Raw genomic sequence first — 13041 nt, forward strand, 5'->3', positions numbered from 1 at the left:
TGGCGGTCATATTAGCACTCGGTTAGAGGGAGTGCTAAGCCAAGGGTTCCCTTGGGTTTCTATCGTTGCGATAGCTTTTGCCGCGATTTGTTGGATATTTGTATGCCGTTTGGCGTTTTTCAAGTCCTGGCCGCCTGCCCCAGCAACCAGTCCTGGAGCGCCAGGATGCGCGGGTCCCGGGTGCTGCCTTCCGGGTAGACCAGGTGGTAGGCGTAGCCCGCCGCCATGGGCACGCCGATGTCGAACAGCCGCACCAGCCGGCCCTGAGCGAGGTCGGCGCCGATCATGTCTAGGTCGGCCAGGCCGACCATGCCGCTCTCGGTGACGGCGCGCACCACGTCGCTCGAATCGGCGAAGCCGATGCAGCGGCTGTCGTCGAAGCCCTCGATGCCTGCGGCAGCCATCCACATCGGCCAGTTCGGCCAGACCATGCCGTCTGTCTTCCAGTCGACGTAGCACAGCGTGTGCTGGAGCAGGTCGCGCGGCGTTGCCAGCGGGGGCCCGCTGGCGAGCAGCCTGGGGCTGCAGACCGGCACGATGACGGTGTCGAACAGCCGCTGAGAGCGCGTGCCAGGGTCTTGCCCGTTGCCGAAGCGGATCGCCACGTCGATGTCGTCGGCGTCGAAATCCCGCAGCGCATCGGAAATATCGAAACCCAGTTCCAGCCCCGGGTTGGCGGCGCGGAACTGCGGCAGCCGGGGCAGCAGCCAGTTGGTCGCGAAACGGGCGCTGGTCGACAGTCGCAGCGTCGCCGCCCCGCGCGCCATGCGCCGGGCGCGGCCGGCGGCGCGGCGCAGGGTGTCGAGTGCGTCGGCGGTGGCCTCGAACCACACGGCGCCGGCCGACGTGAGGCGGATGCTGCGGCTGGTGCGCGTGAACAGCACCACGCCGAGCTGCTCCTCGATCTCCTTGATCTGGTGGCTCACGGCCGCCGGCGTCAGCCCGACTTCTTCGGCGGCCCGCGTGAAGTTCAGGTGCCGCCCGGCGGCCTCGAAGGTGCGCAGGGCGCGGGTGCCGGGGAGCAGTCGGGGGTGCATCGATCTTCAAATAGTTCTTGATGATTTTCCAAAAACTATTCGTTTTTCTAGGGGAAGTCAACGCGGGATAGTTCAGGAACTTGATGATCCATCCCCTCTAGGAGCAACGAAACCATGTCCGCCAGCGTCCCTTCCTCTTCCACTTTCGTCGTGCAACGCAACGGCCAACACGCAACTGCCGAGGCCCTGGCGCCGCTCGCCTTCGCCGGCCACGCCCACTTCACGGCCATGCAGGTGCGCGGCGGCCGGGTGCGCGGACTCGACCTCCATCTGGCGCGGCTGCGCTTCGCCTCGCAGACCCTGTTCGGCCAGGCGCTGCTCGACGACACGGTGCGCGCCCACCTGCGGGCGGCGCTCGCGGCCGGCCCAGCCGACCTGTCGTTGACCGCCACCGTCTACTCCCCGGCCGGCGAGTTCACCGCGGCCGACGCGGTGCCCGAGGTACTGATCCGCACCGGCCCGTCTTCCAACGGCCCCGCCGGCCCGCTGACCCTGGCCGCGATCGAGCACGAGCGCTTCCTGCCGGCCGTGAAGCACGTCGGCGAAGGCGCCAAGACGCAGTTGCTGCGCCAGGCCGCTGCGCAGGGCTTCGACGACGCGGCCTTTCTCGACCGGCAGGGCCGGCTCGGCGAAGCGTCGATCTGGAACCTGGCGTTCTGGGACGGCGAGGCGGTGGTGTGGCCCGAGGCCGACATCCTGGCCGGCACCACGATGGGCATCGTGCGCCGGCAGCTCGAGCGCCTCGGTGTCCCGCAGCGCAGCCAGGTGCTGCGGATGGCCGAACTGCCCGCGCTGGCCGGCGCCGTGGTCATGAACTCGTGGACGCCGGGCGTGGCGGTGCACCGCATCGGCGACGTGGTGTTGCCGCCAGCACCGGTTTTCCTGGAACTGCTGCACCGGGCCTATGAGTCCGAGGCGCTCGTGTCGCCCTGAAGGAAGCCTCTCGCGCGCGGAAGCTGCGCGCCAGATCACCCGCCGGCTACCAGCGAATGCCGAGCTTGACGAACAGCTTCGACAGCACGAACAGCGGACCGACCCAGAGGTACTGGATGTCCTCGAAGAACGATGGCTTCTTGCCTTCCATCTTGTGGCCGACGAACTGGAAGATCCACGCCACCACGAAGATCGCCGCCGACACCGGCGCCACCGCGGTGCCCATCGCATGCACCGCCACCAGCGCCAGCACCGTGAGCGCCAGCATCGTGACGAGGAAGGCCGGCGAGCGCAGCAGGGCGTAGTACACGAGGCTGGCCGCCACGAAGGCGTAGGCCACCCACGGATGGATCGCGAACAGCAGCCCGACGATGCTCAGCATGATCGCGGGAATGGCCACGAAGTGGATCAGCTCGTTGGTCGGATGGCGGTGGCTCTCCTCGTAGTGGGCGAGCAGGCGGTCGACCTTGCGCTCGCTGGTGGCGAGCGGGGCGGCGGCAGTGTGGGTCATGGCAGGTCTCCGGGGCGCCGTGCGTTGCGGCAAGACGTCCATGGTGCCCACGGCGCCGCGCCGTGGCAAGTGGCGCCAGCCCGGGTCAGGGCGCCATGACTTAGGGCACTGTCGCGCGGGGCTTGCGCCGCTAAGATCAAATCCGTGGCCTCTTTCGACTCCCCCTCCGCACCCCTGCCGCCCACCACCGACACCGGTGTGCCCGCCGGCGTGTCCGGCGCGATCCTGGTGGTGGACGACCACGACCTGCTGCGCCTGGGCGTGAGTGCGCTGGTGCAGGCCCAGGCCGCCACCTCGGGCGCGCGCATCGCGGTGTTCGAGGCCGGCAACATCGCCGACGCGCTCGCGCTCTACGCGGCGCATGAGGTCGCCATCGGCCTCGTGCTGCTCGACCTCGCGCTGCCCGACACGCACGGGCTCAGTGGCCTGGCCGAGTTCCGCCTGCGTTTTCCGGCGGCGCGCGTCGTGGTGCTCTCGGGCACCGCCAACAGCACGCTGGCGCAGGGCGCGCTCGCACTCGGTGCCAGCGCCTTCCTGCCCAAGTCCGCCGACCTGAAGGAGATGGTGGGCTTCATCCGCGCCTGCGGCCTGTTCGAGGCCGACGGCACGCCGCAGCAGCCGCTGCCGCCCGCGTCGCTGCCCAAGTCGCTGTCGGGGTACGCGGAGTTCGCGCACGCCAGCGCCTGGCAGGAGCTCACGCCGCGCCAGATGCAGGTGCTGCAGTGGGTGCTCGAAGGCAAGGCGAACAAGGAGATCGCGCAACTGGCCAACCTGAGCGAGGGCACGGTGAAGAACCATGTCTCGACCATCCTGCTGCTGTTCGGCATGCGCTCGCGCGCCCAGCTGATCAGCATGCTGCGTTGAGCGGCGCCACGCTGGCGGGCCGCGGCGACGCCGCTGCCGGCCAGCTGCTCGGCCAGCGCGTGCTGCGCGAGCACGTCGGCTCGGTCTACGACACCTACGGCATCTCCACGCTGACCCACCTGGGCTTCGTGATCGTGTTCGGCTGCATCATCTACTCGCAGCTCAGCGATGCGCGCCTGCTGTTCTGGATGGCGGCGCTGGTGGCGGTCGACATCTACGTCTTCTTCACGCCGCGCTGGACGCCCGACAAGCCGGCCTCCGAGAGCCCGTACTGGGCGCGCAAGATCTCGCGCATGGTCACGCTGGTCAGCATGATCACGGCGGTGGTGCCCTGGTTCATCGTGCCGCACGAGAACCTGCCCATGACCTCGCTGCTGATGGCCGTGATCGTCGGCAGCTGCGCGCGCGCCGCGCAGTCGCTGTGGCCGCTCAAGCCCGCGCTGTTCGGCTACACGCTGCCCATGTCGCTGGGCATGATCATCGCGCTGGCCTGGCAGGGCGACGGCCTGCACCTGTTCCTGGCCGCGGCCGGCTCGGCCTACCTGATGCTCACGCTGCACGCCGGCGTGCGCCAGCACCGGCTGCTGACCGACTCGCTCATGCTGCGTTTCGAGAACGAGGCGCTGGCCGCGCGCCTGGGCGAGCAGATCGCCGCCACCGAGCGCGCCAGCGAAGAAAAGACCCGCTTCCTCGGCGCCGCCAGCCACGACCTGCGCCAGCCGCTGCACGCCATCGCGCTGTTCGGCGCCGCGCTCGAGAACGAACTGCGCGGCCGCCCCGAGAGCCGCAACGCCGAACGCCTGATGCGCGCCGTGAACGCGCTGGGCGCCTCGCTCGACACCATGCTCGACGTGTCGCGGCTCGACGCGGGCGTCATCACGCCGTCGCCGCAGTCGGTCGAACTCGATGCGCTGTTCCTGCCGCTCAATCACACCTTCTCGGCGCAGGCTGAGCAGAAGGAGCTGCAGCTGCGCGTGCGCGCCAGCGGCCTGTGGGTGCGCAGCGATCCGCAGCTGCTGCACCGCATGCTGTCCAACCTGATGGACAACGCCCTCAAGTACACCGTGCAGGGCGGCGTGACCGTGACGGCGCGCGACCGTGGCGACACCGTGTGGATCGAGGTGCGCGACACCGGCATCGGCATTGCGCCCGAGCAGTCGCACCGCATCTTCGAAGAGTTCTACCAAATCGATAACCCGGGCCGCGACCGCGCGCGCGGGCTGGGCATCGGCCTGTCGATCGTGCGCCGCCTGTCGCGCCTGCTGGGCCATCCGGTGCAGATGCATTCGCGCCCGGGCCGCGGCACGCACTTCCGTGTCGTGCTGCCGACCGTGCCGCCGCAGGTCAGTGCGCTCGTGGGACCGTTTCCGGCGGGCAGCGCCGAACTGTCCGTGCGCCGCCGCGCCGCCACGCTGCCGGGTCGCGTGCTGCTGATGGACGACGAACTCGAAATCCGCGAGGCCATGACCGGCCTGCTGCGCTCGCACGCGATCGACGCACACGCCGTCGCCGACGAGGCCGCCGCGGCCGATGCGCTGCACCAGGCCCGCGCCGAGGGCCGGCCCTTCGGCCTGCTGATGTGCGACTACCGCCTGGCCGACGGCGTCGACGGCCTGGATGCCGGCCTGCGCCTGAGCCGGCATGCCGGTGCCGAACTGCCGCTGCTGCTCATCACCGGCGAGACCTCGCCCGACCGCCTGCAGCGCGTGCGCGAGTCGGGTGTGCCGGTGCTGTTCAAGCCGGTGGCGCCCGATGCGCTGCTGCAGGCCATGGCGGGGCTCGCAGCGGCGCCGTAGCGTCCCGTATACAGCCTGCGGTCGAAAGTGAATACGTTGTAGTTCATTGCGTGCCGATCGATTCGGATAGGCACACATGCAATGACTTTTGGCACTGCCGGGAACATCGGCCCCGTCGTAATTTCGGGTTTCCACGGCGTCGACGGACAGCGGTCCGCGTCGCCACCGAACAAGAATCGACAAGGGAGTGACCATGAATTTCAAACCTGCTGCAGTGGCCGCCGCGACGGCCGCACTGCTGGCCCTGACGGCGTGCGGAGGTGGGGGCAGCGGCGGCGGTGGTGGTGGCTTCGTGTTGCCGCCGCCGGCCCCGCCGCCCGCACCGGCACCAGCCCCGGCGCCTGCACCCACACCAGCGCCGGCCCCCGCACCCGCGCCGAATCCGGGCGCGACCACTTTCCTGTACGAGGGCCTGTCGGCCGCGACCACCGCGTCGGCCTTCTTCGACAGCCTCGCTGCGCAGGGCGCGCGCGGGTTCCGTTTCCTGAGCGGTTTTTCTTTCATGGCCAGCCCGACCACTGTCGATCAGGTTGATGGTTTCGTGAAGACCATCGATGCGACCTACAGCTACGAGAAGAAGCCGCAGGCCACCTCCAACGCGGACCTACTGAACCAGCTGAACGAAGCTGGTGCGCGGGGCTTCCAATGGGCGGGCGAGTGGATCGTCGGTGGCGAGACCTTCTACTTCTACCGCAAGAGCAGCGCCGACACTGCCACCTACAGCTACCGTGTCGAGCTTGCACCTAAGAGCAAGGCGGACTACCTGACACAGGCGAACACTCAGGGTGCGAGCGGTTTCTTCAACCGGACAGCCGAGTTCGGAACCGGAGATCCGGCGGGCATGGTCACCGTCTATGAGAAAAGCTCGGTCGGCAACGCCACCTTCGCTTATGAAATGGGCGATCCCATCAACGACCACGCTGACTACCTTGCGCAGTTCAACGAGCGCGGCGCCCGTGGCTTCCGCTTTCGGGCGGAGCTGATCTTTGCGGGGGGCAACGGTGTGCTCTACGCCAAGGACCTGTCGCAGTCGACGACCTTCAACTTCTATTCGCTTGCACCAGCCACCAACACCACAGCCCTCATCCAGCAGGCGAACGCCGAAGGGGCCAAGAAGGCAGCGCTGCTCGGCCACCTTGCGCTGAGCACCGGCGAGCAGAAGGCCTACTACTTCACACCGACCGACTGCAACGCCAGCCCGGTGTGCGGTCCGACGTCATTGTTCGGTTTCTGATTCCCGAAGAGGCACACACGCAGGGGGAAATAACAAAGGGAGAAAAAAGAAAGACAGGGAGCTGACGGTCCCCGGCGCGAGTCGGGGACCGTTTTTTTTGACCGAAGCGAACGGCGGCGAAAGCGCCGGTCAGCCCAGCAGCGCCTGCGCGAACTCGCGGGCGTTGAAGGTCTCGAGGTCCTCGAGCTTTTCGCCCACGCCGATGAAGTACACCGGAATCGGCCGCTCGCGCGCGATGGCGCACAGCACGCCGCCCTTGGCGGTGCCGTCGAGCTTGGTGACGATGAGGCCCGTGAGGCCCAGCGTCTCGTCGAAGGCCCTGACTTGCGCCAGCGCGTTCTGGCCGGTGTTGCCGTCGATCACCAGCAGCACTTCGTGCGGCGCGGTGGCGTCGGCCTTGGTGACGACGCGCTTGATCTTCTTGAGCTCGTCCATGAGGTGCAGCTGCGTCGGCAGGCGGCCCGCCGTGTCGACCAGCACCACGTCCTTGCCGCGCGCCTTGCCGGCGTTCACCGCGTCGAAGCTCACGGCCGAAGGGTCGCCGCCTTCGTTGCTGACGATCTCGACGGTGTTGCGGTCGGCCCAGACCAGGAGCTGCTCGCGCGCTGCCGCCCGGAAGGTGTCGGCCGCGGCCAGCAGCACCGAGGCGCCTTCGGTGGCCAGGTGCTTGGTGAGCTTGCCGATGGAGGTGGTCTTGCCCGCGCCGTTGACGCCGGCCACCATGATCACGGTGGGCGTGTACTCGCCGATGACCAGCGGCTTCTCCAGCGGCTTGAGCAGGTCGGTGACGGCGTCGGCCAGCAGGCGCTTGACCTGCGAGGCGTCGGTGGCCATCTGGCGCTTGACGCGCACCTTCAGGTCGTCGAGCAGGAACTCGGTGGCCTTGACGCCGGTGTCGGCCATGAGCAGCGCCGATTCGAGTTCTTCATACAGCGCGTCGTCGATCTGCGCATTGACGAACACGGCCTGGATGCCGGTGCCGGTCTTGCGCAGGCCGGTCTTGAGCTTGTCGAACCAGCTCTTGCGCTCGGTGGCGATGGGGGCCGGTTCGACGACGACGGCGACCGGCGCGGGAGGCGGTGCGGGCACGGGCGCCGGAGGGGGCGGCGGTGGCGCAATGACGGGAGCGGGTGCAGGAACGGGGGCGGGCGCTGGCGCAGGGATCGGCGCTGGTGCAGCGACCGGAGCTGGCGCGGGCACCTGCGCCACCACGGGCGCGGCCGGTGCCGGCTCGGGGGCCGGCGCAGGGGCAGGTGCGGGTGCAGGTGCGGGTGCAGGTGCGGGTGCGGGTGCAGGTGGGGGAACAGGCGCTTCTGCTGCCGGCTTCGACCCGAACCAGCTCGACGGCGAGAACACCGAGCGTGCCGGTGCGGGTTCCGCGGCCGGAGGCGGCGCGGGTTCGGCGGTCGGCGGCGGGGCCGGTGTCACCGGGGCATCGGCAGGTGGTTTTTTCTTGAAGAAACTGAACATCGGGAGCTTTTTACAATCCGACCCATTCTATGAAACACCTCTCGCCACGCCGCGCTGCGTCTGGTGCGGTGCTGGCCCTGGCGCTTTCGGCGCTGTGGACCGTGCCCGCGCAGGCCCAGTCCACCCCCGCTCCCGCCGCGTCGACCCCTGCCGCCGCGGCCCCGGGTCCCCAGCAATTCACCCTCGCCAACGGCATGACCGTGATCGTGCAGACCGACCGGCGCTCGCCGACGGCGGTGCAGATGGTCTGGGTGCGGGTCGGCTCCATGGACGAGGTCGACGGCACCACGGGCGTGGCGCACGTGCTGGAGCACATGCTGTTCAAGGGCACGAAGAGCGTGCCGGCCGGCGAGTTCTCGCGCCGCGTGGCGGCGCTGGGCGGCCAGGAAAACGCCTTCACCATGCGCGACGCCACGGGCTACTACCAGCAGATCCCGGTCGGCAGCCTCGAGCAGGTGATGAAGCTCGAATCGGACCGCTTCGCCAACAACCAGTGGCCCGACGACGAGTTCAAGCGCGAGATCGAGGTGGTCAAGGAAGAGCGCCGCCTGCGCACCGACGACCAGCCGCGCGCCCTGCTCGGCGAGCAGCAGAGCGCGGCCGTCTTCACCGCGTCGCCGTACCGCCGCCCGGTGGTGGGCTGGATGAGCGACCTCGAATCGATGACGCCCGCCGACGCGCGCGCCTTCTTCCAGCGCTGGTACGTGCCGGCCAACGCCGTGCTCGTGGTGGCCGGCGACGTCGACGTGGCGCGCGTGCGCGCGCTGGCAGAGAAGTACTACGGCAGCATCCCCGCACGCGCCGTGCCGGAGCGCAAGCCGCGCACCGAGCCCACGCAGCGCGGCATCCGCCGCCTCGAATTCAAGGCCCCGGCCGAGCAGGCGTACGTGTCGCTCGCCTTCCGCGTGCCGCAGCTCACCAACATCGACGACGCCAACAGCGACGCCTGGGCGCTGGTGGTGCTCTCGGCCGTGCTCGACGGCTACGCCGGCGCGCGGCTCGACCGCGCCCTCACGCAGGGCCCCGGCCGCGTGGCCGATTCGGCCGGCGCGTACGCGGGCTTCATCGGCCGCGGTCCGCAGCTGTTCATGCTCGACGGCGTGCCGGCCGCCGGCAAGACCGCCGAGACCGTCGAGGCCGCGCTGCGCGCCCAGGTGGCGCGCGTGGCGAAAGAGGGCGTCGGCGAAGCCGAGCTGGCCCGCGTCAAGACGCAGTGGGTGGCGAGCGAGACCTACAAGCGCGATTCGGTGATGGCGCAGGCGCGCGAACTCGGCAGCAACTGGATCCAGGGCCTGCCGCTGGACGCCAGCGAGCGCATCGTCGCCAGGCTGCAGGCCGTGACGGCGGCGCAGGTGCAGGCCGTGGCCGCCAAGTATTTCGGCGACGACCAGCTCACGGTCGCCACGCTGCGGCCCCTGCCGCCCGAACCCAAGCGCGGCCGCGGCTTCGCAGCCCCCGTGGGCGAGATGCGCTGAAAGGCACCGGATTCCCCTCATGAAGAACCTCCACAAGATTGCAAGCACCGCCCTCCTGGCGGGCATCACCGCGCTGTTCGGCATGGGCAGCGCGCAGGCCGCGCTGCCCATCCAGCACTGGACGCTGGCCAACGGCGCCAAGGTGTACCTGGTGTCGACCAACGCATTGCCGATCGTCGACGTGCAGATCGACTTCGACGCCGGCAGCCGGCGTGACCCGGCCGCGCAGGCCGGGCTGGCCAGCACCAGCGCGGCGATGGTCGAGAAGGGCGTGCGTGCCGGGCGCAACGGCGAGCCCGCGCTCGACCAGAATGCGCTGGGCGAGGCCTGGGCCGACCTGGGCGCCAGCTTCGACGTGAGCGCCGGCACCGACCGCACCAGCTACACGCTGCGCACGCTGTCCGACCCGGCGCTGCTGACCAAGGCCGTGGCCCTGGCCGCGCGCGAGATCGGCGAGCCCGCGTTCCCCGACGACATCTGGCCGCGCGAGCGCGAGCGCATCAACGCCGCCATCAAGGAAGCGAACACCAAGCCCGCCACCGTCGTCGGCCGCGCCTTCGCGCAGGCCGTGTACGGCACGCACCCCTACGGCCAGGAAGTGACCGAAGCCACGCTGGCGCGCATCGACACCGCCGCCATGCGCCAGCGCTACGAGCAGCTGATCCTGCCGTGCCGCGCCAAGCTCAGCATCGTGGGCGCGGTCACGCGCGCCGAGGCCGAGGCGCTCGCGACCACGCTGCTGTCGCGCCTGCCCAGCCCCGCCGCCTGCGCGCCACTGCCGGCCATCGCGCCGGTGGTGGCGCTCACGGCGCCGAAGGACGAGCGCATTGCGTTCGACTCGGCGCAGGCCCATGTCTTCATCGGCCAGCCCGGCTATCCGCGCCAGGACCCGGACCACTTCGCGCTCACGCTCGGCAACTACGTGCTCGGCGGCGGCGGCTTTGTCTCGCGGCTGACCGAAGAGGTGCGCGAGAAGCGCGGCCTGGCCTACAGCGTCTACAGCGGCTTTGCGCCGGGGCTCGACGCGGGCGCCTTCCGCATCGGCTTCCAGACCCGGCCCGACCAGGCCGAGGCGGCGACGAAGGTCTCGCGCGACGTGCTCGCGAAGTTCGTGGCCGAAGGCCCGACCGAGAAGGAACTGAAGGCCGCCAAGGACAACCTGATCGGCGGTTTCCCGCTGCTCCTGGACAGCAACCGCAAGCTGATCGGCAACGTCGCCAACATCGCCTGGTACGGCCTGCCGCTGGACTACCTCGACACCTGGACCGCGCGCATGAACGCGGTCACGGCCGCCGACATCCAGGCCGCGTTCGCCCGCAAGCTGCAGCCGCAGCGCATGGTGACGGTGGTGGTGGGCGGCAAGCAGGCTGCCGCAGCGCAGTAAGAAAAGCTCAGGCCAGCGCGTGCGGCCCGCTGCGCGCGGCCTCGCGCACCGCGGCGCCGAGCTGCGCCAGCAGGCGCGGCGCCGCGCGGGCGTGCTGCCAGTACAGCGGCACCGGCAGCGTCGCGCCGGGCACCAGTTCGACCAGCGTGCCGTCGCGCAGCGCATCGGCCACCATGCTGGTCGGGTGCATGCCCCAGCCGATGCCGCGGCAGGCCGCCTCGACGAAGGCGGCGGGCGAGGGCACCCAGTGGCGCGGCGTCTCCACGTTGCGGTGGCAGATGCGGCGCACCCAGCGCGCCTGCAGCCGGTCCTTGCGGTCGAACACCAGGTTCGGCGCGGCGGCCAGCGTGCGCGCGCCCACGCCCTTGGCGAAATACCGTTCCACGAAACCGGGGCTCGCGGCGGCCACGTAGTGCACCGTGCCCAGCGCCTCGCTGTTGCAGCCCGTGACCGGCTGGGCCAGCGCGGTCACGGCCGCCAGCACGGCGCCGCTGCGCAGCCGTTCGGCCGTGTGGTCCTGGTCGTCGGCCGTGAGGTCGAGCAGGGCGTCGGGCGCCTGCGCGGCGAAGGCGGCGGCGCCCGCCATGAACCAGGTCGCGAGGCTGTCGGCGTTGACCGCCACCCGCACCGTGACCCGCTCGTGCGCCTCGCCGCTGCCCATGCCCAGCGCTGGCAGGGCCTCGCGCAGTTCGTGCTCCAGCATGCCCACGCGCTCGACGTGCCGGCACAGCTGCAGGCCGGCCTCGGTCGCCACGCAGGGCTGGCCGCGCACCAGCAGCGCGCCGCCGGTGCGCTCCTCGAGCAGCTTCACGCGCTGCGACACCGCCGAGGGCGTGACGTGCAGCGCGCGGGCAGCGCGCTCGAAACTGCCTTCGCGCACCACGGCGGCAAGGGCGTGCAGGGCGGCGTAGTCGAGCATGGTTGTGAATGAAGTAAAACTGAATAGGTGTTAGAAAGTTTAGTTTGATTGAATCGGCTGCGGACGGCAAGCTCGGACCATGACCGCCGTTCACGCCTCCACCGCTTTCCTCAACGGGCTCTTCATGAGCCTGGTGCTCATCGTCGCCATCGGCGCCCAGAACGCGTACGTGCTGCGCCAGGGCTTGCGCCGCGAGCACGTGAGCGCGGTGGTGCTGTTCTGCGCCGTCTGCGACGCGGTGCTGGTCGCCGCCGGCGTGGCCGGCATGGCGCAGGCGCTGAAGGGGCGGCCGATGCTGGCGACGCTGCTCGCGGGCTTCGGCGCGGCCTTTCTCTGCGGCTACGGCCTGCGCGCGCTGTGGCGCTCGCGCCAGCCGGGCGCGCTGCAGACGGTGGCGCAGGGCGCCTCGCGCTCGCGCGCTGCGGTGGTCGCGCAGGCCGCCGGCTTCACGCTGCTGAACCCGCACGTCTACCTGGACACCGTGCTGCTCGTGGGCACGGCCGGGGCGCAGTACCCGGGCATGCTCAAGGCCTGGTTCGTGGTCGGGTCGACGCTGGCCAGCGTGCTGTGGTTCACCGCGCTGGGCTTCGGCGCGCGGCTGCTGGCGCCGGTGTTCGCACGCCCGCGCGCCTGGCAGATGCTCGATGCGCTCATCGGCGGCACGATGCTCGTGCTGGCCGCGCTGCTGGCGCGTCGCGCGTTCATGGGCTACTGAGTGAAGGGGGGCCAGCCGCGGCGTTAAGCTCGCCGCATGCCCCAGAAGCCCCCGAAGAAGAACGCCGCCGCGCCCGTCGCGCGCGCCCCCGCCGCCAAGCGCCCGTCGCGGCCCAGCGAGGTCCGCATCATCGGCGGCGAGTGGAAGCGCACCCGCCTGGCCGTGGCCGACAAGCCCGGCCTGCGCCCCACGCCCGATCGCGTGCGCGAAACGCTGTTCAACTGGCTCGCGAGCCTGGCCGGCGTGGGCGGCGGTGCCTTGCCGGGCTGGCACTGCATCGACGCCTTCGCGGGCACCGGCGCGCTCGGCCTCGAAGCCGCCTCGCGCGGCGCGGCCAACGTCCTGCTGTGCGAGCAGGACGCCGCGCTGGTCGCCCAGCTGCAGGCCGCCAAGGCCAAGCTCTCGGCCGAGGCCGTGCGCGTGGAGCGCGGCAACGGCGTCACCGCGCTCGAGCGCACGGCGGCGGGCAGCCTGCAGGCGGTGTTTCTCGATCCGCCCTTCGACAACCTCGCGCTGTACGAGCCGGCCCTGCGCGCCGCCGCGCGCGCGCTGCATGCCGACGGCGCGATCTACCTGGAGGCGCCGCGCCGCTGGGCCGCCGAGGAGCTCGCCGCGCTGGGCCTGGCCGAATTCCGCTACCTGAAGGCCGGCGCCGTGCATGCCCATCTGCTGCGCCGCGCCGTGTCCGTGCCTGCATAATCCG

Annotated in this window: 12 protein-coding genes; 8 read left to right on the forward strand and 4 right to left on the reverse strand. The window is 70.5% G+C overall.

Annotated elements, in window-relative coordinates; translation table 11 throughout:
* Positions 1–119: 119 nt before the first annotated feature.
* On the reverse strand, positions 120–1037 hold the full coding sequence (locus AC1RLW_RS11370) for a LysR substrate-binding domain-containing protein (RefSeq protein WP_493193113.1): 918 nt from the start codon (positions 1035–1037) through the stop codon (positions 120–122).
* 114 nt (positions 1038–1151) lie between these two features.
* On the opposite strand from AC1RLW_RS11370, the gene AC1RLW_RS11375 reads away from it, so the two are divergent.
* Positions 1152–1970, forward strand: a complete 819-nt coding sequence (locus AC1RLW_RS11375) for an aminotransferase class IV family protein (protein ID WP_493193114.1) — start codon at positions 1152–1154, stop codon at positions 1968–1970.
* Between the two features lie 46 nt (positions 1971–2016).
* Here AC1RLW_RS11375 and AC1RLW_RS11380 read toward each other — a convergent pair whose 3' ends face one another.
* The gene (locus AC1RLW_RS11380; RefSeq protein ID WP_095746687.1) at positions 2017–2481 is read right to left on the reverse strand and encodes an Mpo1 family 2-hydroxy fatty acid dioxygenase; all 465 of its coding nucleotides are present in this window, start codon (positions 2479–2481) and stop codon (positions 2017–2019) included.
* 144 nt (positions 2482–2625) lie between these two features.
* Here AC1RLW_RS11380 and AC1RLW_RS11385 point away from each other — a divergent pair, with 144 nt between their 5' ends.
* From AC1RLW_RS11385 to AC1RLW_RS11395, 3 genes are all read left to right on the forward strand, one after another.
* The gene (locus tag AC1RLW_RS11385; protein ID WP_493193115.1) at positions 2626–3345 is read left to right on the forward strand and encodes a response regulator transcription factor; all 720 of its coding nucleotides are present in this window, start codon (positions 2626–2628) and stop codon (positions 3343–3345) included.
* A complete protein-coding gene (locus AC1RLW_RS11390) occupies positions 3342–5141 on the forward strand; it encodes a hybrid sensor histidine kinase/response regulator (RefSeq protein WP_493193116.1) in 1800 nt (599 codons plus the stop codon). The genes AC1RLW_RS11385 and AC1RLW_RS11390 overlap by 4 nt, the downstream gene beginning before the upstream one ends.
* A gap of 193 nt (positions 5142–5334) precedes the next feature.
* Positions 5335–6375, forward strand: a complete 1041-nt coding sequence (locus AC1RLW_RS11395) for a hypothetical protein (RefSeq protein WP_493193117.1) — start codon at positions 5335–5337, stop codon at positions 6373–6375.
* A gap of 129 nt (positions 6376–6504) precedes the next feature.
* Here AC1RLW_RS11395 and ftsY read toward each other — a convergent pair whose 3' ends face one another.
* Positions 6505–7845 (reverse strand): signal recognition particle-docking protein FtsY, encoded by a 1341-nt coding sequence (ftsY, locus tag AC1RLW_RS11400; RefSeq protein ID WP_493193118.1) that lies wholly within the window; start codon positions 7843–7845, stop codon positions 6505–6507.
* 29 nt (positions 7846–7874) lie between these two features.
* On the opposite strand from ftsY, the gene AC1RLW_RS11405 reads away from it, so the two are divergent.
* Both AC1RLW_RS11405 and AC1RLW_RS11410 read left to right on the forward strand, forming a co-directional pair.
* The gene (locus AC1RLW_RS11405; RefSeq protein WP_159272995.1) at positions 7875–9320 is read left to right on the forward strand and encodes a M16 family metallopeptidase; all 1446 of its coding nucleotides are present in this window, start codon (positions 7875–7877) and stop codon (positions 9318–9320) included.
* Between the two features lie 19 nt (positions 9321–9339).
* The gene (locus tag AC1RLW_RS11410) at positions 9340–10704 is read left to right on the forward strand and encodes a M16 family metallopeptidase (protein WP_493193119.1); all 1365 of its coding nucleotides are present in this window, start codon (positions 9340–9342) and stop codon (positions 10702–10704) included.
* 7 nt (positions 10705–10711) lie between these two features.
* Here the strand turns inward: AC1RLW_RS11410 and AC1RLW_RS11415 are convergent, their stop codons facing one another.
* Positions 10712–11623: a LysR family transcriptional regulator ArgP gene (locus AC1RLW_RS11415; protein WP_070061978.1), complete on the reverse strand. Its 912-nt coding sequence runs from the start codon at positions 11621–11623 to the stop codon at positions 10712–10714.
* Positions 11624–11702: 79 nt separating this feature from the next.
* Between AC1RLW_RS11415 and AC1RLW_RS11420 the strand changes: the two genes are divergently transcribed.
* Positions 11703–12338 carry a LysE/ArgO family amino acid transporter gene (locus AC1RLW_RS11420; protein ID WP_493193120.1) on the forward strand — a complete coding sequence of 212 codons (636 nt, stop codon included), beginning with the start codon at positions 11703–11705 and terminating at the stop codon, positions 12336–12338.
* Positions 12339–12374: 36 nt separating this feature from the next.
* On the forward strand, positions 12375–13037 hold the full coding sequence (locus tag AC1RLW_RS11425; protein WP_493193121.1) for an RsmD family RNA methyltransferase: 663 nt from the start codon (positions 12375–12377) through the stop codon (positions 13035–13037).
* The last annotated feature ends 4 nt before the right edge of the window (positions 13038–13041 follow it).

It is taken from the genome of Variovorax sp. GW822-FHT04A09 (genome assembly GCF_058801005.1).

Coding starts and splice junctions, on each gene's coding strand:
- AC1RLW_RS11370 (WP_493193113.1), bottom strand. CDS start 1,037: ATGCACCCCCGACTGCTCCCCGGCACCCGCGCCCTGCGCACCTTCGAG.
- AC1RLW_RS11375 (WP_493193114.1), top strand. CDS start 1,152: ATGTCCGCCAGCGTCCCTTCCTCTTCCACTTTCGTCGTGCAACGCAAC.
- AC1RLW_RS11380 (WP_095746687.1), bottom strand. CDS start 2,481: ATGACCCACACTGCCGCCGCCCCGCTCGCCACCAGCGAGCGCAAGGTC.
- AC1RLW_RS11395 (WP_493193117.1), top strand. CDS start 5,335: ATGAATTTCAAACCTGCTGCAGTGGCCGCCGCGACGGCCGCACTGCTG.
- ftsY (WP_493193118.1), bottom strand. CDS start 7,845: ATGTTCAGTTTCTTCAAGAAAAAACCACCTGCCGATGCCCCGGTGACA.
- AC1RLW_RS11405 (WP_159272995.1), top strand. CDS start 7,875: ATGAAACACCTCTCGCCACGCCGCGCTGCGTCTGGTGCGGTGCTGGCC.
- AC1RLW_RS11410 (WP_493193119.1), top strand. CDS start 9,340: ATGAAGAACCTCCACAAGATTGCAAGCACCGCCCTCCTGGCGGGCATC.
- AC1RLW_RS11415 (WP_070061978.1), bottom strand. CDS start 11,623: ATGCTCGACTACGCCGCCCTGCACGCCCTTGCCGCCGTGGTGCGCGAA.
- AC1RLW_RS11420 (WP_493193120.1), top strand. CDS start 11,703: ATGACCGCCGTTCACGCCTCCACCGCTTTCCTCAACGGGCTCTTCATG.
- AC1RLW_RS11425 (WP_493193121.1), top strand. CDS start 12,375: ATGCCCCAGAAGCCCCCGAAGAAGAACGCCGCCGCGCCCGTCGCGCGC.